At 57.6% G+C, this 23,098-nt stretch carries 23 protein-coding genes; 17 read left to right on the forward strand and 6 right to left on the reverse strand.

Annotation, left to right across the window (positions count from 1 at the left end):
* Window positions 1–5 precede the first annotated feature (5 nt).
* Window positions 6–2,249: a phosphoenolpyruvate--protein phosphotransferase gene (gene ptsP / locus QOL67_RS11340; RefSeq protein ID WP_283426079.1), complete on the reverse strand. Its 2,244-nt coding sequence runs from the start codon at window positions 2,247–2,249 to the stop codon at window positions 6–8.
* Window positions 2,250–2,310: 61 nt separating this feature from the next.
* Here ptsP and QOL67_RS11345 point away from each other — a divergent pair, with 61 nt between their 5' ends.
* Window positions 2,311–2,475, forward strand: coding sequence for a hypothetical protein (locus tag QOL67_RS11345; RefSeq protein ID WP_283426080.1), 165 nt, complete (start codon window positions 2,311–2,313; stop codon window positions 2,473–2,475).
* 96 nt (window positions 2,476–2,571) lie between these two features.
* Here QOL67_RS11345 and QOL67_RS11350 read toward each other — a convergent pair whose 3' ends face one another.
* The 4 genes from QOL67_RS11350 to QOL67_RS11365 form a co-directional block, all read right to left on the reverse strand.
* Window positions 2,572–3,810, reverse strand: coding sequence for an aspartate kinase (locus tag QOL67_RS11350; RefSeq protein WP_283426081.1), 1,239 nt, complete (start codon window positions 3,808–3,810; stop codon window positions 2,572–2,574).
* Window positions 3,811–3,981: 171 nt separating this feature from the next.
* On the reverse strand, window positions 3,982–4,626 hold the full coding sequence (locus QOL67_RS11355; RefSeq protein WP_283426082.1) for an SDR family NAD(P)-dependent oxidoreductase: 645 nt from the start codon (window positions 4,624–4,626) through the stop codon (window positions 3,982–3,984).
* Between the two features lie 24 nt (window positions 4,627–4,650).
* On the reverse strand, window positions 4,651–5,139 hold the full coding sequence (locus QOL67_RS11360; protein WP_283426083.1) for a DUF1178 family protein: 489 nt from the start codon (window positions 5,137–5,139) through the stop codon (window positions 4,651–4,653).
* Window positions 5,140–5,211: 72 nt separating this feature from the next.
* A complete protein-coding gene (locus tag QOL67_RS11365) occupies window positions 5,212–5,694 on the reverse strand; it encodes an NUDIX hydrolase (RefSeq protein WP_283426084.1) in 483 nt (160 codons plus the stop codon).
* A 734-nt stretch (window positions 5,695–6,428) separates the two neighbouring features.
* Here QOL67_RS11365 and mraZ point away from each other — a divergent pair.
* From mraZ to QOL67_RS11415, 10 genes are all read left to right on the forward strand, one after another.
* Window positions 6,429–6,920, forward strand: a complete 492-nt coding sequence (gene mraZ, locus QOL67_RS11370; protein ID WP_283426415.1) for a division/cell wall cluster transcriptional repressor MraZ — start codon at window positions 6,429–6,431, stop codon at window positions 6,918–6,920.
* A gap of 2 nt (window positions 6,921–6,922) precedes the next feature.
* Complete coding sequence (rsmH, locus tag QOL67_RS11375; protein WP_283426085.1) at window positions 6,923–7,915, forward strand: 16S rRNA (cytosine(1402)-N(4))-methyltransferase RsmH; 993 nt, start codon at window positions 6,923–6,925, stop codon at window positions 7,913–7,915.
* On the forward strand, window positions 7,915–8,262 hold the full coding sequence (ftsL, locus tag QOL67_RS11380) for a cell division protein FtsL (RefSeq protein WP_283426086.1): 348 nt from the start codon (window positions 7,915–7,917) through the stop codon (window positions 8,260–8,262). Before rsmH ends, ftsL begins: the two co-directional genes overlap by 1 nt.
* Complete coding sequence (locus QOL67_RS11385; RefSeq protein WP_283426087.1) at window positions 8,259–10,043, forward strand: peptidoglycan D,D-transpeptidase FtsI family protein; 1,785 nt, start codon at window positions 8,259–8,261, stop codon at window positions 10,041–10,043. The genes ftsL and QOL67_RS11385 overlap by 4 nt, the downstream gene beginning before the upstream one ends.
* 21 nt (window positions 10,044–10,064) lie before the next feature.
* Entirely contained in the window at window positions 10,065–11,546 is a 1,482-nt protein-coding gene (locus tag QOL67_RS11390; RefSeq protein ID WP_283426088.1) for a UDP-N-acetylmuramoyl-L-alanyl-D-glutamate--2,6-diaminopimelate ligase, read from the forward strand.
* A complete protein-coding gene (locus tag QOL67_RS11395; protein ID WP_283426089.1) occupies window positions 11,543–12,985 on the forward strand; it encodes a UDP-N-acetylmuramoyl-tripeptide--D-alanyl-D-alanine ligase in 1,443 nt (480 codons plus the stop codon). The genes QOL67_RS11390 and QOL67_RS11395 overlap by 4 nt, the downstream gene beginning before the upstream one ends.
* On the forward strand, window positions 12,985–14,067 hold the full coding sequence (mraY, locus tag QOL67_RS11400; RefSeq protein WP_283426090.1) for a phospho-N-acetylmuramoyl-pentapeptide-transferase: 1,083 nt from the start codon (window positions 12,985–12,987) through the stop codon (window positions 14,065–14,067). Before QOL67_RS11395 ends, mraY begins: the two co-directional genes overlap by 1 nt.
* A 237-nt stretch (window positions 14,068–14,304) precedes the next feature.
* Window positions 14,305–15,156 carry a hypothetical protein gene (locus tag QOL67_RS11405; RefSeq protein WP_283426091.1) on the forward strand — a complete coding sequence of 284 codons (852 nt, stop codon included), beginning with the start codon at window positions 14,305–14,307 and terminating at the stop codon, window positions 15,154–15,156.
* Window positions 15,157–15,220: 64 nt separating this feature from the next.
* The gene (gene murD, locus QOL67_RS11410) at window positions 15,221–16,621 is read left to right on the forward strand and encodes a UDP-N-acetylmuramoyl-L-alanine--D-glutamate ligase (protein ID WP_283426092.1); all 1,401 of its coding nucleotides are present in this window, start codon (window positions 15,221–15,223) and stop codon (window positions 16,619–16,621) included.
* Window positions 16,622–16,783: 162 nt separating this feature from the next.
* Window positions 16,784–17,101, forward strand: a complete 318-nt coding sequence (locus QOL67_RS11415; protein WP_283426093.1) for an HPF/RaiA family ribosome-associated protein — start codon at window positions 16,784–16,786, stop codon at window positions 17,099–17,101.
* A 13-nt stretch (window positions 17,102–17,114) separates the two neighbouring features.
* On the opposite strand, the gene QOL67_RS11420 is transcribed toward QOL67_RS11415, so the two are convergent.
* Window positions 17,115–18,302, reverse strand: a complete 1,188-nt coding sequence (locus QOL67_RS11420) for a BaiN/RdsA family NAD(P)/FAD-dependent oxidoreductase (RefSeq protein WP_283426094.1) — start codon at window positions 18,300–18,302, stop codon at window positions 17,115–17,117.
* Window positions 18,303–18,486: 184 nt separating this feature from the next.
* Here QOL67_RS11420 and QOL67_RS11425 point away from each other — a divergent pair, with 184 nt between their 5' ends.
* The 6 genes from QOL67_RS11425 (at window position 18,487) to QOL67_RS11450 (ending at window position 23,071) form a co-directional block, all read left to right on the forward strand.
* The gene (locus QOL67_RS11425) at window positions 18,487–19,653 is read left to right on the forward strand and encodes a peptidoglycan glycosyltransferase FtsW (protein ID WP_283426095.1); all 1,167 of its coding nucleotides are present in this window, start codon (window positions 18,487–18,489) and stop codon (window positions 19,651–19,653) included.
* Window positions 19,654–19,665: 12 nt separating this feature from the next.
* On the forward strand, window positions 19,666–20,763 hold the full coding sequence (murG, locus tag QOL67_RS11430; protein ID WP_283426096.1) for an undecaprenyldiphospho-muramoylpentapeptide beta-N-acetylglucosaminyltransferase: 1,098 nt from the start codon (window positions 19,666–19,668) through the stop codon (window positions 20,761–20,763).
* Between the two features lies 1 nt (window position 20,764).
* On the forward strand, window positions 20,765–22,171 hold the full coding sequence (murC, locus tag QOL67_RS11435) for a UDP-N-acetylmuramate--L-alanine ligase (RefSeq protein ID WP_283426097.1): 1,407 nt from the start codon (window positions 20,765–20,767) through the stop codon (window positions 22,169–22,171).
* Between the two features lie 63 nt (window positions 22,172–22,234).
* On the forward strand, window positions 22,235–22,504 hold the full coding sequence (locus QOL67_RS11440) for a DUF2484 family protein (RefSeq protein WP_283426098.1): 270 nt from the start codon (window positions 22,235–22,237) through the stop codon (window positions 22,502–22,504).
* Window positions 22,501–22,767 (forward strand): DUF2484 family protein, encoded by a 267-nt coding sequence (locus QOL67_RS11445; RefSeq protein ID WP_283426099.1) that lies wholly within the window; start codon window positions 22,501–22,503, stop codon window positions 22,765–22,767. The genes QOL67_RS11440 and QOL67_RS11445 overlap by 4 nt, the downstream gene beginning before the upstream one ends.
* On the forward strand, window positions 22,757–23,071 hold the full coding sequence (locus QOL67_RS11450; protein ID WP_283426100.1) for a hypothetical protein: 315 nt from the start codon (window positions 22,757–22,759) through the stop codon (window positions 23,069–23,071). Before QOL67_RS11445 ends, QOL67_RS11450 begins: the two co-directional genes overlap by 11 nt.
* Window positions 23,072–23,098 lie beyond the last annotated feature (27 nt).

Here is a 23,098-nt window from a genome sequence, read left to right on the forward strand (position 1 = left end):
ATTGGTTAGCTGCTGCTGCGCAGATATTCCATCACGTCAGGGCGCACGGATTGTTCGCCACGCTCGCGCGCTGCGTGGATCACCCGGCGCAGCTCACCCAGATCAACCCGGCGGATCAGGCTTTTGACCGGACCAATGGAGGCTGGACGCATAGAGAGATTGCGCAGGCCCATGGCAGCGAGACAGACAGCCTCAATCGGGCGGCCAGCGTCTTCGCCACAAAAGCTCAGCGGCGTGCCGGTGTCGATGCAGCGGTTCACAATGCCTTCTAGGAAGGTCAGGAAGCTGACGTTGAGCGTGTCATAACGGCGGCGCACGCGCTCGTTTTCGCGATCAGCCGCAAAAAAGAACTGTTTGAGGTCATTGCCGCCAATCGAGAGGAAGTCGACCTCTTCGTAGAATTTCTTGGGGGCAAATGCCAAAGATGGGGTTTCCAGCATGGCGCCAACTTCGATATCGGACGGCAGCGGATGGCCGAGGATGGTTTCGCGCTCGATGGCTTTGTCTACCTCAGCCTTGGCGGCGGTGTATTCCTCATATTGTGCGATGAAGGGGAACATGATGGTCAACGGTCGGCCGTTTGCAGCCCGCAGAAGCGCCTGAAGTTGCATGCGCATCACGCCGGGTTTGTCCAAAGCCACACGCACAGCCCGCCAGCCAAGCGCCGGGTTGGGCTCGTCTTGCGGGGCCATGTAGGGCAGCACTTTGTCAGAGCCGATGTCGAGTGTGCGAAACACCACGCGTTTGCCTGCGGCGGCGTCCATGACGGTGGAGTAGAGTTGCGCCAGCTCAGTCCGTTTTGGCATTTGGTTGCGGATCAAAAATTGCAGCTCGGTGCGGAACAGGCCGACGCCCTCAGCACCGGAGGACTCCAACGAGGGCAGATCCGCCATCAGGCCCGCGTTCATCGTCAGATGCACCACCGCGCCGTCGCGGCTTTTGGCCTCTTTGTCTCGGATGCTGGCGTACCGTTCCTGTGCCTTTGCTGCCATGGCGATTTTGTCGCGGAACGCGGTGACAACCGTGTCGTCGGGGCGCAGGTGCACAACGCCCTGATCGCCGTCGACCATGATGTGATCGCCATTCAGCGCCTCGGTGGTGATTTTGTCCGCATGAATCACCAAAGGGATCGCCAACGCACGCGCGACAATGGCTGCGTGGCTGCCAACGGAGCCTTCTTCGAGGATGATGCCTTTGAGTTTGCGGCCATATTCCAGCAGCTCGGCCGGGCCGATGTTGCGGGCGATCAGAATGGGATCGGTTGGCATTTCCGCTCCGGTCTCGGAGCCTTGGCCGGTGAGAATGCGCAGCAGGCGGTTGGATAGATCGTCCAAATCATGCAGACGTTCGCGCAGATATTGATCGGTGACCTGCTCCATACGCGCACGGGCGGTGGATTGTTCTTTCTCCACGGCGGCTTCGGCGGATAGACCGCGGGCGATGTCCTGCTCAATGCGCTTCATCCAGCCTTTGGAGTTGGCAAACATGCGGTAGGCTTCGAGCACCTCGAGCTGTTCTTTATCGCCGCGTTTGACCCCGTCGAGCATCTTGTCGACGCCAACACGCAGTTCTTCGACCGCTCCATGTAGGCGCGGGAGTTCCACATCAGGGTCATCGGCCACTGGGTTTGTGACCACCACGCGGGGCTCATGCAGCCAGACGTGCCCCTCGCTGGCGCCTTCTTGGCCGGAGGTGCCGCGGAAAAGTTCGGATTGCTGATGGCGCGCACTCATGGCGGCGCCTTCGCCCACAAAAGCGCCCAATTCGGTCATTTCGGCCAGCACCATGGCGACCACTTCCAGCGCATAGACCTCGTCCGGTGAATAGCCGCGTTTGTCTTTGGACTGCACCACGAGAACGCCAAGATTGTCACCAAGGCGTTGAACCGGGATGCCACAGAAGCTTGAATAAATCTCTTCGCCGGTTTCCGGCATATAGCGGAAACCTTTGGCGCTGGGCGCGTCGTCGGTGTTCACCACTTTGGAGGTGCGCGCGACGCGCCCCACAAGGCCTTCGCCAACCCGCATGCGGGTTTGGTGGACCGCTTCGGCATTCAAACCTTCGGTGGCGCAAAGCTCCAAAGTTTCTTCGTCGCGAAACAGATAGATCGAGCAGACCTCGGTGCCCATAGAGGAGGCGATTAAGTGTGTGATTTTGTCCAAGCGCTCTTGACCGGCGCTGTCCTCGGCCAGGGCATCGCGTAGGCGCCCCAGAAGTTTGCGGCTCTCGGTCTCGGTTTTTTGCACCATTTGAGGTGGGGTCCTTGTCGCTACTCGGGGCCGAATAGAACACAACAGCGCGGGAATCAAAATGGTTTATGCTGTTGTCTTGGCGGCAATAATACGCCGCGATGCAGCGATTTTTGGGAAGAAAATTCGAAAAAGGTTTTTTGTGGCTTATTGGGTGGCGTTTCTTTGCGTGATGCAGTGTGCTGCAGCGCAGCATGGCGATCCATGGTCTGCGGCTATGCTGTAATAAATAGAGGCAAAATGCCGCAAAATTGGGCGTTCTAAACGTATCAATAAAAAACGCGCGGCTGGTGGGCCGCGCGTTGTGATCTTGGTTGTGATGTTAGCCGACTTTTTCCAGCTCAAAGGCGTCGTGCAACGATTGCACTGCCAGCTCCATGTATTTGCGATCAATCAGCACCGAGATTTTAATCTCTGAGGTGGTGATGACTTTGATGTTCACACCTTCATCAGAGAGCACTTTGAACATCTTGGCGGCCACACCGGATTGTGAGCGCATGCCGATACCCACCACAGAGACTTTGGAGACGTCTTCGTCGATCACCAGCTCTGCAAAGTTCAACCCGCCGGAGGTTTTGAGCTCGTCCAGCGCTGTTTCGGCGCGTTTCACCTGATCTGTGGGCAGGGAATAGGTCATGTCTGTGCGGCCATCCTCAGAGATGTTCTGCACAATCATGTCCACGTTCACGCCCGCATCAGACAGGCAACCAAAGATGATGGAGGCGATGCCCGGGCGGTCGGCCACCGACAGCAGGGTCATTTTGGCTTCGTCGCGGGAGTAGGCCACACCGGCCACAACATTGGATTCCATGATTTCCTCCTCATCGCAGACCAGCGTGCCGGCCTCGTCAGATTGTTCTTCAAAAGAGCTGAGTACGCGCAGTTTTACCTTATAGCGCATGGCCAACTCGACAGAGCGTGTTTGCAGGACTTTGGCGCCCAGAGAGGCCAGTTCCAGCATTTCCTCAAAGGCAATTTTGTCCAGTTTGCGCGCTTTGGCACAAATCCGCGGGTCGGTGGTGTAGACCCCGTCCACATCGGTGTAGATGTCACAGCGTTCCGCTCCAAAGGCTGCTGCAAAGGCCACGGCAGTGGTGTCAGAGCCACCCCGTCCTAATGTGGCAATGCGGCCCTCATCACTGATGCCTTGGAAGCCAGCCACCACAGCCACACGCATGCCCTCGCCAAACTTGGCGTTGAGGTTGTCGGTTGGGATTTCTTCGATCCGGGCCTGGCTGTGGGCAGAGGTGGTTTTTAATGGCACTTGCCAGCCTTGCCAGCTGCGGGCGGGAACATCCATTTCCTGCAAGGTCAGCGCCATCAGGCCCGCGGTGACGTTTTCACCGGAGCTGACAATGGCGTCATACTCGCGGGCGTCATAAAGCGGCGAGGTCTCATCCACATAGCCAACAAGTTTGTTGGTTTCACCGGACATGGCAGAGACGATGACAATCACGTCATAGCCTTTGGCCACTTCCACACCCACGCGTTTGGCGGCGCGGCGGATGCGGTCGAGGTTGGCGACGGAGGTGCCGCCAAATTTCATCACAAGTACGGGCATGGCGCGTCCTTATATCGTAAGTCGCAGGCGGTTTACGCGGTTGATGCCCAAGAGGCAAGAAAGATTGGCGCGGCAGGGGCGCGCAGGTTGGGAAAGTAGGGGAGGGGCCAGCCCCTCCGCCACACGTTGTGTGTCTCCTCCCCGGGATATTTGAAGAATGAGAAAGCAGAGTCAGACCGGATGGGCGCGGCCGTCCCAGGTTTGGAAGCAGCCGGTGCTGTCCAGGCTCAGTTCGGCAAATCGTTGTGCCAGGCAAGTGGCGGATTCGGTCACGGTGATGTCGCCGCCGTCGCCACCCATATCGGTTTTTACCCAGCCAGGATGATAGATACCCACGGCAATGCCGATGTGTTTGAGGTCTTCGGCCAGATTGAGGCCGAGGTTCAGAGCTGCTGCCTTTGAGGCGCGGTAGATGTAGCCGCCGCCGCCCACTTTGGTGCTGGAACCCATTTGCGAGGAAATGATCGCGATTTTGGGATTCTGCGCCAATTGTAGATTGGGCAGCAGGTTTTGAACGGTTAGAAACACGCCCGCGACATTGGCGGCAAATGTGTTGGCCCAGAGGTCCGGTGCGTAGCCATCCGCGAGGTTTTGGCCTTTGTCCAGAAAAACGCCCGCGTTGCAGATCAAAAGGTCCACCGGTTGGGTGTCCAGCGCCTGCGCCATGGCGCGTTGGCTGTCGGCACTGGTGACGTCGAGTTTCAGGCATTCGCCACCTGAGCGGCTGGTGCCCGTGACCTGATGACCCTGGGCCCGCAGGGTTTGATCAAGCGCCAGTCCTATGCCGCGATTGGCGCCGGTGATGACTACATGCATGGGCGGGCTCCTATGTGAGGGGGATCAATTGGTTTTGCGACCAATGTTGAAGGGCAGTGGGGCCACTGGCACGCCGTCCTCAATCAGGGCTTTGGCCTCTTCGGGCTTGGCCACGCCATAAATAGCGCGTTCAGGGGCGTCACCGTCGTGTATGGCGCGGGCTTCGCTGGCAAAATCGTTGCCAACATAGTCAGAGTTGCTTTCGACGTGGCCGCGCAGCTCCTTGAGGGCCTGTTCAGCTGGCGAGGCGGGCGCGCTGAGGGGGCCGGGTGCCGGAGCTGGCATAGCTGCGGGGGGGGCGGCATTGGCCTCTGGAGTTGGCGTTTCTTGTGGTTGGGCGGCGGAGCGCGCTGGGCGCACACGGGGTGCCATCATGGCCTTTTCCACGGCCGTGTTGCCGCAGACAGCACAGGATACCATGCCGACTGCCTTGAGCTTGTCAAAGGCGTCAGCGGATTGGAACCAGCTGTCAAAGCGGTGGTCGTTGGCGCATTTCAAAGTGAATTTGATCATTGGTGTGTGACGCTGCCCATGGTGTGTTGCGCGAACATAGGCATCTGTGTGTGTGGGATCAAGCAAGCGAAGTTAAGGTGTGGGCGTGATGAAGGTGGGGTCAAAGTTGCGCACCAGCTTGGCCAGGTCAGGATGGCCGATGTGTTTGGCCGCCTTTTTGGGGCTCAGCCATTTGCGTTGGCGCTGTCCCATCTCCGGATAGGTGCGGGTGAAGTTGTGCACTTCCAGAGGGAAGACCATCACGCGGATGGTTTGGCCGCGCATTGCGCCGCGCGCTTTGCGATAGCGGTAGGTGCCAAGGCAGTGCTTGTGGGCCCGCCCCAGAATGCCGGCTTCTTCCCAAGCTTCCTGCGCGGCGGCCTTGTGGGGTTTGAGGTCATCCATTGGCCAGCCTTTGGGGAGGAGCCATTGGCGCGTGCCGCGTGAAGTGATCAGCAACACCTCAGTTTTGTTTTTGTGAATACGATACGGCAGCGCGGCAAACTGAATGTTTTTGCCGCGCTTTTGTGCCTTGCGGATCATGGCCTCTGTGGTGGCCGGGTCGAGCAAGCCCATGTTGCCTCCTAAGGCGTGTGTGCCGTGGTGAAGATACTTTAGGCAAGGCGTCTAGGTGGGCCAAGAGGCTGTGCGTGATTTCTTTTTGGGCTGTGTTGGAAGGGTTTTGGGATTTTGTGGGAAAGATATGGGAAATTGGATTGGGAATTCATGGGATCAGTGTGGGGGAGGCGGCGGTTCTCTGCCGAATCGGTTTGGCAATGGCGGGAATCTGCCCCCAATTCGGGGCGGTTACGGGGCGCTCTTGACCTTCTGTGGAGAAAAAGTGGGATAACTTGGGAAAAATTTTGACACTGTGGCTTTGGGCTTATCTAGTGTCTGTTCCTCGTATGGTTGCCTAAATGTGGGGTGGTGTCCTATCAATTTGGCTTTGAAATCGCCGATATTGATGGGGTGGGGTCGCGCGTGGAGGGCTTTTCTCCACAAATTCCTGTTGATTTCCATGAATTCCCATGGCATCCCTAGTTACACGATGAGGACGGGACATAAAGAGAGGCACTAAGACCTCCGATCCCAAGTCAGGTTTCATACAGGCACCCGCTTTCATCGAAAATAAGAGATCCGGTGCGTGGGCGAGCAGAACATCCCCCCAGGTGGCACGCGCAACTGGACTACCCGCCAAGCGGGACGAGGACGGCGGATTGATCAGTGGCAGCAGATCAATCCGCCGTTTTACTTCATAAAGGGCGCTTTGGGCGGCGCGCAGGTTGAGAGGGCCATAGGCAGTGGCGCTGATGTTTCGAGGCGAAAGCCGTAACAAGGTGGATGGTAAAGGACGGATGTCGATTCCGGCCAAGTTCCGCCGTGTGCTCGAAGCAGGTGACCCTGACTGGAAAAGTGGCGAAAACCCCAATCTCGTAATTGTTTATGGCGGCAAGACCCGCGACTTTCTGGAATGTTTCACGGTTGAGGCGATGAATGATGTGGTGGCCCGCATCATGAAGATGCCCCGTGGCAGCAAAAAGCGCCTCGCGCTTTCGAAATTGTACCTCACCCAATCGTTGGAAGTGTCGGTGGATGAGACCGGCCGTTTGGTGTTGCCCAAAGAGCAGCGCGACAAGATTGGGCTTGAGAGCATGGCCTTCTTCGGTGGTAAAGGCGACACGTTTGAGATCTGGAATCCAGAGACATATGACGCCACTCAGGAAGAAGCGCTGGAAGCGGATGACGATTTTGATCCGGACGCTGATCCCTCGATTTATCTCGACGGCGACGAGGATTTCTAACCATGGCGACGTCAGACGAACCCGCCGCCAAACGCCCTCACATTCCTGTCCTGCTTGCGCCGTTGCTGCGCGAAGTGGCACCGGTGTCTGGCCGCTGGCTGGATGGCACTTTTGGGGCGGGCGGGTATACCCGTGGATTGATCGACGCCGGGGCTGACAAGGTTTACGGTGTGGATCGTGACCCGCTGGCGTTTGAGATGGCCGCGCCCTGGGTGGGCGACTATGGCGATCAGATTGAATTGGTCGGCGGTGTATTCTCCAAATTGGACGAATACGCGCAGGACCTGGACGGGATAGTTTTGGACCTCGGTGTCAGCTCCATGCAACTGGATCTGGCGGAGCGCGGCTTTTCATTCATGAAAGACGGCCCGTTGGATATGCGTATGAGTCAGGATGGGCCGTCAGCTGCGGATTTGGTGAATGAGGCGGAAGAAGCTGAGATTGCCAATATTCTGTTTCAATATGGCGAGGAGCGCGCGAGCCGCCGCATTGCCAAGGCAATTGTGCGCGAGCGGGCGGTTGAGCCTATCACCACAACCCTGCGACTGGCGGGTATTGTTGAAAGCTGTTTGCCACGCTCCAAGCCCGGGCAGAGCCATCCGGCGACACGCAGTTTTCAAGGGCTGCGTATTGCGGTGAATGATGAATATGGCGAGCTGTTTCGTGGCCTGATGGCCGCTGAGCGGGCACTGAAGCCCGGCGGTTTGCTGGCCGTGGTGACGTTTCACTCAGTTGAAGATCGCATGGTGAAGCGGTTTTTGCAGAGCCGGGCGGGCAAGACCGGCAATGTGAACCGCTACGCGCCGGAAACCGAGCAGGAAACCCCCGCGTTTGAGTTGATTACACGTAAGGCCGTGGGGCCGGACCCGGACGAGTTAGAAGACAACCCGCGCGCCCGGTCAGCCAAGCTGCGCGTGGCGCGGCGCACCGACGCTGAGGCCGGTGAAATTGCTGGAAAAGCAATTGGTATGCCAACACTTGGGGGACGTAAGTGATGCGGATGGTGTTGTTCATCCTGGCCGCAGGGATGGTAATTGGGCTCTCAGTTTGGGCCTATCAAGAGAATTATCGTACCCAGGCGATGATTGGCGAGACTGAGCGACTTCAGCGTGAAATTGGCGTCTCGCGGGCGCGCTTGGCTGTGTTGAAAGCGGAGTGGGCTTATCTCAACCGCCCTGACCGGCTGCGCGATCTGACAGAAATCAACTACAACGACATGCAACTCTTGCCGCTGCGCCCGGATCAGTTTGGCCGCATTGAGCAGGTGGCTTTCCCATCCAAGGACGCGCCGATCACTTTTGAAAATGCTGTGGAAGTCTCCTCAGAAGAGGCCAAGCCATGATCCGCAAGCCGTTGCGCCCGTTGGCGTCGATCCTGCATGCCCGTAGTGCCGGAGAAAACCCGGACCAGATTGAACGTGCCAACGTGCGCGAGCGTCATGAAGAAATGCGCAACAAAGGACGTGCGCGGGCCGAAGGACGTTTGCTGATTATGGGCGTGCTGTTTGCCGGCGCGTTTCTGACCGTTGGCGCGCGTATGGCTGTGGTCAGCACGTCAGAAGCCACCGAACCACGCACAAGCTATGCCGGCAGTCGCATTCAGGCAGAGCGTGCCGATATTGTGGACCGCAAAGGGCGCATTCTGGCAACCAATCTGGAAACACACTCCATTTATGCGCATCCGCATGAAATGATCGACCCGGCCGTGGCGGCGCAGAGATTGGCGGAAATATTCCCTGATCTGGATGCCGCGAAATTGGAGCGTCGGTTCACAGACGGGCGTAAGTTCTACTGGGTGAAGAAAAAAATCTCCCCGGAGCAGAAACAGGCCGTGCATGACATTGGTGAGCCGGGTTTGCTGTTTGGTCGTCGCGAGATGCGCCTTTATCCAAACGGACGTCTGGCGGCGCATATTCTGGGCGGGGCATCTTTTGGGGATGAAGATGTGCATGATGCGGAGCTGATTGGCGTCGCGGGTGTTGAGAAGTATTTCGACGATGCGCTGCGTGATCCGGCCAATGGTGACAAGGCGCTGACCCTGTCAATTGACCTCACGGTGCAGACCGCGGCGGAGCGGGTGCTTTGGGGCGGCATGAAACTGATGAACGCCAAAGGGGCAAGTTCAGTGCTGATGGATGCGCACACTGGCGAGATTGTCTCGATGGTGAGCTTGCCGGACTTTGATCCTAACAACCGTCCGAACCCTCCCGTGAAAGGGCAGGCGGCGGACAGTCCGCTGTTTAACCGCGCGGTGCAGGGGCTTTATGAGCTGGGCTCGACGTTTAAAATCTTCACGGCGGCACAGTCGATGGAGCTTGGACTGGCCAATCCAGAGACCAAGATCAACACCGCCGGGCCATTGCGTTGGGGTAAATTCAAGATCCGCGATTTCCGCAATTATGGCGCGCAGTTGACGCTGACCAAGGTGATTGTGAAATCGTCCAATATTGGCACCGCGCGCATGGCGCAGGTGATTGGTGCGGCGCGGCAGCAGGACTTCCTGAAGCAGCTTGGCTTCTTTGAGCCAACGCCGGTGGAATTGGTTGAGGCAGGTGGTGCGCAGCCGCTGTTGCCGAAAAACTGGTCCGAACTGTCGACAATGACAATTTCATATGGCCACGGCATGTCCGCAAGCCCGCTGCATTTGGCGGCTGGTTATGCGGCAATTGCCAATGGCGGCACCAAAGTGGTGCCGACAATTCTAAAGCAAAACAATGTGGTAAGGGGCGAACGTGTTATGTCGCTTGCCAGTGCGGAGGCCTCACGGCTTATGCTGCGCAAGGTGGTGAGTGAAGGCACTGCCTCCTTTGGGGAGGTTCCGGGCTACGCTGTTGGCGGCAAAACCGGCACCGCAGACAAGCCGTTGGAGAATGGGCGTGGGTATTATGAAGACAAGGTGATCGCCACCTTTGCCGCCATGTTCCCGGCGCATGATCCCAAATATGTGCTGATCCTTAGCCTGGATGAACCAGTGGAAACGTCAGGGGATGAACCGCGTCGCACAGCGGGTTGGACAGCGGTGCCTGTCGCGGCGGAGATGATCACCCGTGTCGCGCCACTTTTGGGGCTGCGTCCCGAGGTTGAGCCTGCGCCTTTGGCTGGTATAACGCTGACATCAAACTAAGCCAAATAAGGGCGCGCGCAGATGGCAGCAGACACAAAACAGCTTTCGGAATTGGGTCTGACAGCCATAGGTGCGGTAAATCCACAGATCACTGGATTGGCGGTAGACAGCCGCGAAGTAAAAGACGGCTATCTCTTTGCCGCTTTGCCCGGAACCCGCGTGCATGGCGGAACGTTCATTCAATTTGCTTTGCGCATGGGGGCGGCGGCAATCCTGACCGATGCGGCGGGCGCCAAGATTGCGGAACAGGAACTTGCGGCGAGTGATGCAGCGCTGGTGATTGCCGAAGATCCGCGTCAGGCGCTGGCCTACACGGCGGCGCTCTATTTTGGTGCACAGCCCGGTATCATGGCCGCGGTCACCGGCACCAATGGCAAGACGTCGGTTGCAACCTTCCTGCGGATGATCTGGCAGGAAATGGGCCTTGAGGCCGTGAACCTTGGCACCACCGGTGTGGAAGGCGATTTTACGGCTCCGCTCAACCATACAACTCCAGAGCCGATTACTTTGCACCGCACTTTGGCGGCAGCGGCAGGGGCCGGAATTGGCTTTGCTGCGATGGAAGCCAGCTCACATGGGTTGGCGCAATGCCGGTTGGACGGGGTGCAGTTGCGGGCTGCCGGGTTCACCAATTTCACGCAAGATCACCTCGATTATCACGCGACGTTTGATGAATACTTCAATGCCAAAGCAGGCTTGTTCAATCGGGTGTTGCCGGAAGAGGGCACTGCGGTGATCAATGTCGATGATCCGCGCGGGTTGGATATGGCAATGATTGCGGGTGGCCGTGGCCAAAGTGTGATCACCGTGGGCAAAGCTGAGGCTGACATTGCCCTGATGGGACAGCGTTTTGACGCCACGGGTCAGGACATGCGCTTTACTTTCCGGAGCAAAGCTTACCAGACGCGGCTAAATTTGCTGGGTGGGTTTCAGGCGGAGAATGTGTTGCTTGCGGCTGGGCTGGCGATCGCCTGTGGTGCGGAGCCGGAGAGGGTGTTTGAGGTTTTACACGAACTCAAAGGGGTTCGAGGTCGGATGCAGCTGGCGGCGACGCGGGCAAACGGCGCTGCGGTGTTTGTGGATTATGCCCACACACCAGATGCGGTGGCCACAGCTTTGCAGGCGATGCGCCCACATGTGATGGGACGGCTGATTGTGATTGTTGGCGCTGGTGGGGATCGCGATGCGGCCAAGCGTCCGCTGATGGGGCAGGCGGCGGCAGAAAACGCTGATGTGGTGTTTGTCACCGATGACAATCCGCGCACTGAAGACCCGGCCAGCATCCGAGCCGCAGTCATGGACGGCGCGCCAGAGGCCACGGAGGTGGATGACCGCGCCAAGGCCATCCTGCTTGCCGTGGATGCACTGCAACCGGGTGACACATTGTTGATTGCTGGCAAAGGCCATGAGACCGGTCAAATTGTGGGTGAGGATGTGTTGCCGTTTGACGATTGTGAACAGGCCAGCGTGGTCGTGGCTGCATTGGACGGAGGGATCGCATGAGCCTGTGGACATCTGAGGCCGCTGCCAAAGCAACCGGTGGCAAAGTCACATCTGCTTGGGAATGCACAGGCGTGTCGATTGATACGCGCACGATAGAACCTGGTGACCTTTTTGTCGCGCTGACAGCGGCGCGGGACGGGCATGAATTTGTCGCTCAGGCGTTGGAAAAAGGCGCGGCGGCAGCTTTGGTGAGCCGCGTACCGGAGGGTATGTCGCCAGATGCACCACTGTTGATTGTGGACGATGTTTTGGAAGGGCTTGAGGCGTTGGGCCGAGCGGGCCGCGCGCGCACCAACGCTCGTGTTTTGGCTGTGACCGGCTCGGTTGGCAAGACATCGACCAAAGAAATGCTGCGCGCCATTCTGGAAGGTCAGGGGAAAACCCATGCCTCGGTCGCAAGTTACAACAATCACTGGGGGGTGCCGCTAACCCTCGCGCGGATGCCGGAAGACTCCGAGTTTGCGGTGATCGAGATTGGCATGAACCATCCCGGCGAGATTTCACCATTGGCGAAAATGGCCCGCCCGCATGTGGCGCTGGTGACCACGGTTGCGGCGGTGCATTTGGAGGCCTTTGAAAATGTTGCGGGCATCGCGCAGGAAAAGGCGGCGGTGTTTGATGGCTTGGAGACGGGCGGCATTGCGATTGTGAACGCGGACATCGAGACCGCAGATGTGTTGCGCAGCCATGCAAATAGCCTGTCAGCGCAGATCCAGGATTTTGGCGAAACGGCGCAGGACTGGAAACTGTTGTCGGTTACGTTGAAAGGCAATGTGACTGTGGCGCGGGCCAGTCACGGCGGCGATTTTGCGCTGTTTAAAGTGCAAAGCGCAGGACGGCATTTTGCAATGAACGGGTTGGGAGCGTTGGCTGCGGCGGAGGCTTTGGGGGCGGATTTGGCCTTATCCGTAACCGCATTGGGCCGCTGGATGCCGTTTGTCGGGCGCGGCGCGCGGGAAACAATTTACCTCGATCCGGTGGAAACGGAACGTACGCTTGAGTTGATTGACGAAGCGTATAACGCCAACCCAACCAGCCTAGGTGCCGCGCTTGAGGTGTTGGCTGCAGCGGAGACAACCGACGGTGTGGGTCGCATTGGCAAAGGACGACGGATTGCCTTTGTTGGAGATATGAAAGAGCTGGGGCCGCAAGAGATCGATATGCACGCGGAATTGGCCGACCATCCGGCCATGGCGGATATCGATACGGTGCATTGTGTTGGACCTTTGATGCAACATCTGCACACGGCGCTGCCTGAAGAAAAACAGGGGCTGTGGGCTGCAACAAGCGCTGATATTGTGCGAGACGTGCGCCGGCTTGTGGATGCTGGTGACGTGGTCATGATCAAAGGCAGCCTGTCGATGGCGCTGGCCAAGGTGGTTGACGCCATCCGCAAACTGGGTCATCCCGCCCCGCAATCCAAGAATGAGGACGTGTAATGTTTTATTGGCTGGCCGAGCTGTCGGATGGCGGTGATTTTTTTAACCTGTTTCGCTACATCACCTTCCGTGCCGGTGGCGCGTTTATGACAGCGTTGATCTTTGGCTTCCTGTTTGGGCGGCCGTTGATTGATGTGCTGCGCCGCAAGCAAGGCAAAGGCCAGCCGATCCGCGATGATGGTCCTGAGGGGCATTTTGTGAAAGCGGGCACGCCGACCATGGGAGGTCTGCTGATTGTTGGCGCTCTGGTAACCTCCACCTTGCTTTGGGCACGGTGGGACAATGGATTTGTCTGGCTGGTGCTGTTTGTGACATTGGCCTACGGGCTGATTGGGTTTGCCGACGATTACGCCAAGGTTTCCAAGCAAAACACCAAAGGTGTGTCGAGCAAAGTACGCCTGCTGTTGGGCTTCCTGATTGCGGGGGTTGCTGGTGTTTGGGCCACCTATTTGCAGCCGGAAACGCTGCAATTGCAGTTGGCGGTGCCGGTGTTCAAGGAAGTTCTGATCAACCTGAGCTGGGCCTACATCCCGTTTGCCATGTTTGTGGTTGTGGGCGCCGCCAATGCGGTGAACCTGACCGATGGTCTGGACGGTCTGGCGATTATGCCGGTGATGATCGCCGCAGGGGCACTGGGGGTGATTGCCTATGCGGTGGGCCGGGTCGACTTTACCCAGTATCTGGACGTGCACTACGTGCCGGGCACCGGTGAAATCCTGATCTTTGTGGCGGGCCTGATTGGCGGCGGTTTGGGCTTCCTGTGGTACAACGCTCCGCCTGCGGCAGTGTTCATGGGCGACACAGGCTCGTTGGCCCTGGGTGGCGCAATTGGGGCAATTGCCGTGGCGACGAAACACGAGTTGGTTTTGGGCATCATTGGCGGGCTGTTTGTGGTGGAGGCACTTAGCGTCATCATTCAGGTGCTCTACTTCAAGCGCACCGGAAAACGGGTGTTCCTGATGGCGCCAATTCATCACCACTATGAGAAAAAGGGCTGGTCGGAGCCGCAGATTGTGATCCGGTTCTGGATCATTGCGGTGATCCTAGCAATGATTGGACTCGCGACGCTGAAACTGCGATAATCGGGTTTTTTGGTTATTACGGTATAGTGAAATGGGTTAAGTGATTTTGAAGGGTACAAAGCCGACCGTTGCATTTTACACATAGGGCCGCCCAAAACGGCGACAACGACAATTCAGCAAACTCTTAGACGTGCGGCGCCACAACTACGTTCATCTGGGGTGTTGTTTCCATCCGTGGCCGCCAATCACCGGTTTTTGGCAACCCTGTGCGCCAGCGATCCGATGCGTCTCCGTCAAGTGACAAAGCACAACTTAACGCTCGCAGAGGTCACTGCGAGCAATGCTGAAAGCCAGCGCTTGTTCGAGGAAGAGTTTTCCGAGACCAAACCCAGCGTTTTGATCTTTAGTTCTGAGCATCTGGTGCAGCTTTCCGAAGATAGACGCGGGCTGAACACACTGCGGGAATATCTATTGGGATTTGCAAAGCGCGTGGAGGTCGTCTTTTACGTTCGAGACCCGCTTTTACTGATGATCAGCCGTTTGTTTCATGGCGTGAAGCGGGGGGATCGGAGATTGAATGCACCCTTTGCAAATATGCCCGAGTTGGCAGCGCCTGGTGTTATTGAGGCGTATCGCTCAGCCTTTGGGCCAGAGAATCTAAATCTGCCGATGTTTCCCGGGGATTTGCCGGACAAGCCGGATGTTATGGACAGCTTTTGGAGTGTGGCCGGCCTTTCCGCTTTGGAGCGCGACGTTGACACGGTAAGTCTGAACAAGTCGCTTTCTGGCGCGGGTTTGTTGATTGGTGATGCCTTGATGGACATTCAAGAGGGAAAACCGGGGCAATTGAAAAACGGGTTTCGACTGCAACATATTGGCGGGCCCAAGTTGCGGTTAGATGCCGACACTGTCGTGCTGATGCGGGAGCGTTGCGAAGAGACGTACATCTATTTTCGCGAGACCTGGGGCATTGAGTTTCCGGATTGCGATCTGGTCGGTCCGCCGCGTGATGAGCAAAACCTCTTTACCGATGAAGCGGTGCACGGGATTGCGCAAACCATTTCCGACTTGGCTGAAGAGCTGACCTCCGTCAGGCAAAAGGCGGAGCATTTGCGACGCAAGCTCAAACAAGAAAGAAATAAACAGTAGAGCGCATGTCAAAATCAGTTGCTATGAGTACGAAATAAGTGATTCGGAAAGTGGCAGGCTTAAAATGATTCCAGTGCAAGGGTATAGCGGCGCAAAGGTGTCTGTGTTGGGGTTGGGGCGGTCTGGTTTGGCAACAGCGCGGGCCTTGCGCGAAGGTGGTGCAGAAGCCGTGTGCTGGGACGACAACCCGACGGCGCGCGAAACGGCGGAGGGCGAGGGCTTTGTCTGTCGGGACCTGTCCCGCCATGGGGCGTTTGAAGACATCGCGAGCCTGATTGTCTCGCCAGGCATTCCGCATTTGTATCCCGAGCCAAATCCAGTGGTGGCCGCAGCCTTGGAGGCTGGTGTGCCGGTGGACAATGACATTGGCCTGTTTTTCCGAAGCTTTGCCACGCGGCAGTGGGACAGTTTTGAAACCATGCCCAAAGTGGTGGCGGTGACCGGTTCCAACGGCAAATCCACCACTTCAGCCTTGATCCATCATGTGTTGAGCGAGGCGGGGCGTCGCACGCAGCTGGCGGGTAATATTGGCCGTGGGGTGCTCGATATTGAGCCAGCGGAAGACGGTGATGTGGTGGTGCTGGAGCTGTCGAGCTATCAGACCGATCTGGCCCGCAGCCTGACGCCAGATATTGCTGTGTTCACCAACCTCAGCCCGGACCATCTGGACCGGCATGCCGGGATGGGTGGCTATTTTGCCGCCAAGCGCCGTTTGTTTGCCGAAGGTGGGCCGGATCGCGCGGTGATTGGTGTGGACGAAATTGAAGGCAAGTATCTGGCGGGGCAGCTTTCAGAAGGGGCTGCGGATGATCGGGTGATGCGGGTCTCCACAGAACGGAAATTGACTGGTGTCGGTTGGAACGTGTTTGCCCGCAAAGGGTACTTGAGTGAATACCGCAAAGGCCGACAGGCTGGGTCGATTGACCTGCGCGCCATTAAAGGGCTGCCTGGCGCCCACAACCATCAGAATGCCTGTGCTGCTTATGCGGTGTGTCGCGCGTTGGGGTTAGCGCCTCGGGTGATTGAGGCCGGGTTTGCCTCCTTTGGGGGGTTGCCGCACCGTAGCCAGATCATCGCTGAACAAGATGGCGTGACTTTCGTGAATGACAGCAAGGCCACCAATGTGGATGCGGCCAAAAACGCGTTGTCCGCTTTCAAAAACATCCGCTGGATTTGTGGTGGCTTGGAAAAAGAAGGTGGGCTTGGCGACCTTGCAGAGAACGCAGCCGGGGTGAAGAAAGCTTATGTGATTGGGCGCGAGGCTGCGAGTTTTGCGATGCAACTTAAAGGTGTTGAGGCTGAGGTGTGCACCGACATGGAGACGGCTGTGGCCAAGGCTGCAGCGGAAGCTGAGAGTGGTGACACAGTTCTGTTGGCGCCCGCGGCGGCGAGCTTTGATCAGTACAACAGCTTTGAAACGCGCGGCGAAGATTTTGCCGCCTGTGTTGCAGACGCGCTCAAATAACACGCTCTGGCGAGGCCTCTTTTCGCGCACATTTGACTGACATCAAAGTGAGCGGAAAACGGCCTGCCTATCCTGAAATCAGGCAAGGAAATGAAGAGCTTGTTCCTTGTAAAACACGCAGATGATCATAGGTCTGTAGTGTAATGATGAAAGGATCTGACGATGCAAATTCAGGTGAACACCGACAACTTCATTCATGGTGACGAGCGTGTGATCGAGGTGGCTGAGCTGGCCGTTTCCAACGATCTTCAACATATGAGCGAGCGTCTTACTCGGGTGGAAGTGCATCTGAAAGATCAGAACGCTGACAAGCACGGCCCGGATCATATTCTGTGTACCATGGAAGCGCGGCCGCGTGGGAAAGACCCTCTGTCTGCCCATCATGAAGCAGCGGATATTCAGTCGGCTCTGAAAGGCGCGGCGAAAAAGCTGCGCACGCGTCTGACCAGTGAGTTTGGTAAGGCGGACAACCACCACTAACAGGTTTTAGAGATTACACTTTGGGTCGCTGGGCAATCGCTTGTCCGGCGGCCCATCCAGATGACCACGCCCATTGGAAATTGAACCCGCCTAGCCAGCCGGTCACATCGGCGACTTCGCCGATCACATAGAGGCCGGGCATGGCTTTGGCCTCCATGGTTTTGGAGGACAACCCGTCTGTGTCGATGCCGCCTAGGGTGACTTCGGCGGTACGGTAGCCTTCTGTGCCGGAGGGCACCATTTCCCAGTTTTTCAGAGCGTCACACAGGCCGTGTAGGGCCTCGTCGGACTGATCTGCCAGATTGCCAGAGAGGTCCATTTCGCTTGCCAAATGATCCACCAAGCGGCTTGGCAGGAGCGTGGCCAATTCAGTCGTGAGATTACGGCGGCCCTGTACCTGACGCCGTGTGCGCAATTCTTCAAAAGGATCACTGTCCGGGAAGAGGTTGATCGAGATGGGTTGGCTTTCCTGCCAGTAGGAACTGATCTGCAACATGGCCGGGCCTGAAAGCCCGCGATGGGTGAATAGCATGGCCTCGTCAAAGGTCGTGCCGTTGGCGGTGGCGCGGACCGGATGCGCCACGCCGGAGATGGCTTTGAAGCGGCCATCGGAAAAGGTGAATGGCACAAGACCAGCACGGGTGTCGGTGATCTTGAGGCCAAATTGGCGCGCGATGTCGTAGGCGAGGCCCGTGGCGCCCATCTTGGGGATGGATTTGCCACCCGTGGCGAGCACGAGGTTCTGACACGTCAGAGTTTCGCGGCGGCCTGATTTCTCGATGTCGACGGTAAACCTTGTGCCGTTATGACCAACGGTTAGGATTTGGGTTTCAAGCCACAGCTCAGAACCCGCCTGCGCCATCTCGGCGCGCAGCATGGCGATGATGTCCTTGGCGGAATTATCACAGAACAGCTGACCGAGGGTTTTCTCATGGTAGGCAATGCCGTGGCGCGTCACCATGTCGAGGAAATCCCACTGCGTATAGCGGCTGAGGGCGGATTTGCAGAAATGTGGATTACCGGACAGGAAGTTCTCGGGCCCAGCGTACATATTGGTGAAGTTGCAGCGCCCGCCGCCGGAGATGCGAATTTTCTCACCGGCCGCTTTGGCGTGATCCATCACCAGCGTGCGCTCGCCGGATTGCGTCGCGCACATCATGCCAGCGGCGCCGGCACCCAAAATTATTGTGTCCCAAGTCATGGGCGCGGCGTGCCTGATGCGGCGGCCTGCGTCAAGTGGGGAAGGCAATATGGATACGGGGAACACGCTTGGGCGTGAATGTGCCGCCGGGGGTTCTCTTTACTTTCCATAAATGGGTTTGGGTGTTAGTGTTCCACCTAGACCCGGAAAACGGGCGTTTTGAGGCAGAGATCGGCGGTTCCCGATGACAGAGATGGTGTATGGCGCGTTGCCTTCGCAGGCGCGTGAGCCCGTGCTCCCCAAGTGGTGGCAAACCTTGGACAAATGGACGATGGCGTCCATTGTCATGTTGTTTTTGATAGGCTTAATGCTGGGTATGGCGGCAAGCCCGCCTTTGGCGGCCAAAAATGGCTTTGCGCCGTTTCACTACGTGCAAAAGCAAGTGATTTTTGGTGGTGCGGCTTTGCTGGCCATGGTGCTGACCTCGATGATGTCACCGCAGCTGGTGCGCCGCTTGGCGGTGATGGGGTTTGCTGTGACCATGGTGGCACTGGCATTGCTGCCGGTATTTGGCACCGATTTTGGCAAAGGGGCGACGCGCTGGTATTCGCTTGGGTTTGCGTCGTTGCAACCATCCGAGTTTCTCAAACCAGGATTTGTGGTGGTAGCAGCCTGGTTGATGGCGGCGAATGAAGAGATCAATGGTCCACCGGGGCGGCGCTGGTCGTTCTTGCTGATGATGACCATTGTGTTCATGCTTGCGATGCAGCCGGACTTTGGCCAGGCGTGCTTGATCCTGTTTGGCTGGAGCGTGATGTATTTTGTCTCTGGCGCGCCGATGTTGTTGATTGGTGGTATTTGCCTGTCGCTCATTCCGGTGGCGAATTTTGCCTACAACAATTCGGAGCACTTTGCCCGCCGGATTGATGGGTTTCTGGACCGTTCGGTCGACCCCACCACGCAAATTGGCTACGCGACCGAGGCTATCCGTGAAGGCGGGCTGTTTGGCGTTGGCGTTGGTGAAGGGCAGGTGAAATGGTCCCTGCCGGATGCGCATACGGATTTCATCATTTCCGTGGCTGCAGAGGAGTACGGTTTGATCCTCGTGTTTGCGATTATGATCCTCTACGCCACCATTGTTTTGCGGTCTTACTTCCGACTCATGCGCGAACGCGATCCGTTCATTCGGCTGGCGGGCACCGGTCTTGTGGCGATCTTCGGCGTACAAGCGCTGGTTAATATGGGGGTGGCGGTACGGCTATTGCCTTCTAAAGGCATGACTTTGCCATTTGTCAGCTACGGCGGCTCGTCCCTGATTGCGGGGGGGATTGCAGTTGGCATGATTTTGGCGTTTACCCGCTCGCGTCCACAGGGCGAAATCAGTGATATTTTACGGGGTCAAACCCGTTAACAGGTGGGTGCGATGAGCAAACAGCCTCTTTTAGTAATTGCTGCCGGGGGCACCGGTGGCCATATGTTTCCTGCACAGGCCTTGGCAGAAACCATGCTGCGCAAGGGCTGGCGAGTGAAGCTCTCCACCGACGCGCGCGGCGCGCGCTACACGGGTGGTTTTCCACATACGGTTGAGATCGAAGAGATGAGCTCAGCGACCTTTGCCCGTGGCGGGCTGTTGGCCAAATTGGTCGTGCCGTTCAAGATATTGGGTGGCGTTCTGGGGTCAATGGCCAAGATGCGCAAAGACCGGCCGGATGTGGTTGTTGGATTTGGTGGTTACCCAGCCATTCCGGCAATGGGGGCCGCGTGGCTGATGAAATTGCCGCGCATGATCCATGAGCAGAACGGTATTTTGGGCCGGGTCAATCAGGTGTTTGCCAAGAAAGTTGACGCGGTTGCTTGCGGCACATGGCCAACGGACCTTCCCGAGGGGGTTGAGGGTGTGCCGGTGGGCAACCCGGTGCGTAAGGCGGTGATGGACCGTGCAGGCGCCGGTTATATTGCGCCGGGCGACTATCCGATGTCGTTGCTGGTCATTGGCGGCTCTCAGGGCGCGCGGATTTTGAGCGATGTGGTGCCAAGCGCGATTGCACATCTGCCATCTGAGATTTTGAGAAACTTGCGGGTGAGCCATCAGGCGCGTGGCGAAGACCATGAGCGGGTGACAGCGTATTATGAACAGCACGGCATTTCTGCGGATGTGCAGCCGTTCTTCCAAGACGTGCCGTCACGCATGAGCGAAGCGCAACTGGTTATTTCCCGTTCGGGCGCAAGCTCTGTGGCGGATATCAGCATTATTGGGCGGCCGTCCATATTGGTGCCTTTTGCTGCGGCAGCGGGCGACCACCAAACTGCGAATGCGCGTGGGTTGGCGGAGGCAGGCGGGGCGATTGTGATCCCGGAAAGCCTGCTGACCCAAGAGACATTGACTGAAAATATCACAACCATCCTGTCCAATGCAGCCGGGGCCACACAGATGGCCTCCGCAGCCTTGTCGGCGGGTAAGCCGGACGCGACCGAGACCCTTGTGGCGTTGGTCGAAGAACTGGCGAAGAAGGACCAATAACATGAACGCAGCAACCAAACTTCCCGGCGACGTCGGTGCCATCCACTTTGTCGGCATTGGCGGAATTGGCATGTCTGGCATCGCAGAGGTGCTGCTGAATCATGGCTACACCGTGCAGGGGTCGGACCTGAAAACGACCAAGATCACCGAGCGCCTGGCGGATATGGGCGCGAAGATCTTTGAAGGTCAGCGCGCTGAAAACCTAGCAAATGCCGAAGTGGTGGTGATTTCCTCTGCCATCAAACCGGGCAATCCGGAGCTGGACGAAGCGCGTTTGAAAGGTCTGCCAGTGGTGCGCCGGGCGGAGATGCTGGCGGAACTGATGCGTCTGAAGTCCAACATTGCAGTCGCAGGCACACATGGCAAAACCACCACCACCACGATGGTGGCGGCCCTGTTGGATCACGGCAAGTTTGATCCAACGGTGATCAACGGCGGCATCATCCACGCCTATGGCTCTAACGCGCGCGTGGGGGACGGTGAGTGGATGGTTGTGGAAGCGGATGAAAGCGACGGCACGTTTAATCGCTTGCCCGCGACGATTGCGATCGTGACCAACATTGACCCGGAACACATGGAGCACTGGGGCACCGAAGAGGCGCTGCACCAAGGCTTTTATGACTTTGTGTCTAATATTCCTTTCTATGGCCTCGCGGTGTGCTGCACCGATGATCCGGATGTGCAGACATTGGTTGGCAAGATCACTGACCGGCGCGTGGTGACCTTTGGATTTAATGCCCAGGCTGATGTGCGCGCTGTGAACCTGTCCTACAAAGCGGGAGTCGCGCATTTTGATATTCAGTTTCAGGCTGAGGATGCGGTGATTGAAGGCTGCACATTGCCAATGCCGGGGGATCACAACGTCTCCAACGCGTTGTCTGCTGTGGCGATTTCACGGCATCTGGGCATGAAACTTGAGGAAATTCGCGCGGGCCTCGCAGCCTTTGGCGGGGTGAACCGGCGTTTCACCAAAGTTGGCGAAGTTATGGGCGGCGTGCCTGTGATTGATGATTACGGCCACCACCCGGTCGAAATTGCCGCTGTACTGAAAGCCGCGCGTCAGGCGTTGGGAGACAGCGGTGGGCGGGTGATTGCTGTGCATCAGCCGCACCGATACTCGCGTCTGCATTCACTGTTTGAGGATTTTTGCACCTGCTTCAACGAGGCGGATGTTGTTGGCATTGCCGATGTCTTCGCGGCTGGAGAAACGCCCATTGAGGGAGCAGGGAGGGATGATCTGATTAAAGGGTTGGTCGCCCACGGGCACCGGCACGCGAAAGCGATCTCAGAAGAGGCGGACCTTGTGGCGCTTGTAAGAGAGACAGCCAAGCCGGGTGACATTGTTGTATGCCTTGGTGCCGGTTCGATCAGCGCGTGGGCCAATGCTTTGCCGGGCCATCTTGGCTAAATCCTTGTCAAATGCGCCGCGCACGGTAGGCTGCGCGCGACTGATCTAGCCGGGATATGTGACGTGAGCCTTTCTTTGATCCTTGCCTGCTTTTGGGTGTTGGCGTCAGCCGTGGTGGCGGCTTTCCCGATGCGCCGACAATACGTGCCGGGGGTGGCTTTGTTGATCGCGGCCCCGGTACTCATAGGCGTGATTTTTTATGAACATGGCGTGCTCTTGGGCTTTGCAGCCCTGTTTGGCTTTGTGTCCATGTTCCGGCGCCCGCTTCTTTACTTTAGCCGCAAAGCGCTTGGCCTGCCTGTAGAGCGCCATGAGCCGGATGGCGATGCATGACTATTTCGATCACAGCAGCCTTTGTCTGGCTTATCGTAGCCAACCTGCGTGCGATGTTTCCATCCAAGGATCATCACTGGAAGTTTGCCTATGGGATGATCGCGATTGGCATTCCGATCTTGATTGGTGTCGCGATCCAGAACAGTATCTGGTTGGCGCTGGTGCTGTTGTGCATGGGCGCGTGGATCATGCGATGGCCGGTGGTTTATCTGTGGCGCTGGATCAAACGTGTGACCGGGATGGAGACCCCAAGTGATCCTTGATTTTACCCTCGCCCTGAACGCGCTGATCTGGTTTGCGACGATGATTCTGCCGCTTTATGGTCTGATTACCGGCTATAAGCGGCGCCGTGATCTGATGATGCGAGCGAGCTTGCTGATTGTCTGTTTAATTGTGGCCTTGCTGACGTTGGAGGTTACGCTCGATGTCGTGGCAATCCCTGGTCATGAAGAAGAACTTTCCGTCCTCCAGGGCTATCGCCAGTGGCTCTTCCTTGGGGCGTCCGGCAGCTTGGCGCTGGGGTGGGCACTGTTTGTCATGGGCAAAGCTCTGCGCGGGCGTAAGTAACCAAGCGCAAGCTCTTGCTGTGTGACT

Origin of the sequence: Shimia sagamensis, from assembly GCF_900182745.1 — a bacterium.
GTDB lineage: Bacteria > Pseudomonadota > Alphaproteobacteria > Rhodobacterales > Rhodobacteraceae > Shimia > Shimia sagamensis.

Coding starts and splice junctions, on each gene's coding strand:
- QOL67_RS11425 (WP_283426095.1), top strand. CDS start 18,487: ATGACAGAGATGGTGTATGGCGCGTTGCCTTCGCAGGCGCGTGAGCCC.
- murG (WP_283426096.1), top strand. CDS start 19,666: ATGAGCAAACAGCCTCTTTTAGTAATTGCTGCCGGGGGCACCGGTGGC.
- QOL67_RS11360 (WP_283426083.1), bottom strand. CDS start 5,139: ATGATCAAATTCACTTTGAAATGCGCCAACGACCACCGCTTTGACAGC.
- rsmH (WP_283426085.1), top strand. CDS start 6,923: ATGGCGACGTCAGACGAACCCGCCGCCAAACGCCCTCACATTCCTGTC.
- QOL67_RS11355 (WP_283426082.1), bottom strand. CDS start 4,626: ATGCATGTAGTCATCACCGGCGCCAATCGCGGCATAGGACTGGCGCTT.
- QOL67_RS11350 (WP_283426081.1), bottom strand. CDS start 3,810: ATGCCCGTACTTGTGATGAAATTTGGCGGCACCTCCGTCGCCAACCTC.
- QOL67_RS11420 (WP_283426094.1), bottom strand. CDS start 18,302: ATGACTTGGGACACAATAATTTTGGGTGCCGGCGCCGCTGGCATGATG.
- QOL67_RS11390 (WP_283426088.1), top strand. CDS start 10,065: ATGGCAGCAGACACAAAACAGCTTTCGGAATTGGGTCTGACAGCCATA.
- murD (WP_283426092.1), top strand. CDS start 15,221: ATGATTCCAGTGCAAGGGTATAGCGGCGCAAAGGTGTCTGTGTTGGGG.
- ptsP (WP_283426079.1), bottom strand. CDS start 2,249: ATGGTGCAAAAAACCGAGACCGAGAGCCGCAAACTTCTGGGGCGCCTA.
- mraZ (WP_283426415.1), top strand. CDS start 6,429: ATGTTTCGAGGCGAAAGCCGTAACAAGGTGGATGGTAAAGGACGGATG.
- QOL67_RS11365 (WP_283426084.1), bottom strand. CDS start 5,694: ATGGGCTTGCTCGACCCGGCCACCACAGAGGCCATGATCCGCAAGGCA.
- mraY (WP_283426090.1), top strand. CDS start 12,985: ATGTTTTATTGGCTGGCCGAGCTGTCGGATGGCGGTGATTTTTTTAAC.
- ftsL (WP_283426086.1), top strand. CDS start 7,915: ATGCGGATGGTGTTGTTCATCCTGGCCGCAGGGATGGTAATTGGGCTC.
- QOL67_RS11385 (WP_283426087.1), top strand. CDS start 8,259: ATGATCCGCAAGCCGTTGCGCCCGTTGGCGTCGATCCTGCATGCCCGT.
- QOL67_RS11345 (WP_283426080.1), top strand. CDS start 2,311: ATGGTTTATGCTGTTGTCTTGGCGGCAATAATACGCCGCGATGCAGCG.
- QOL67_RS11445 (WP_283426099.1), top strand. CDS start 22,501: ATGACTATTTCGATCACAGCAGCCTTTGTCTGGCTTATCGTAGCCAAC.
- murC (WP_283426097.1), top strand. CDS start 20,765: ATGAACGCAGCAACCAAACTTCCCGGCGACGTCGGTGCCATCCACTTT.
- QOL67_RS11395 (WP_283426089.1), top strand. CDS start 11,543: ATGAGCCTGTGGACATCTGAGGCCGCTGCCAAAGCAACCGGTGGCAAA.
- QOL67_RS11415 (WP_283426093.1), top strand. CDS start 16,784: ATGCAAATTCAGGTGAACACCGACAACTTCATTCATGGTGACGAGCGT.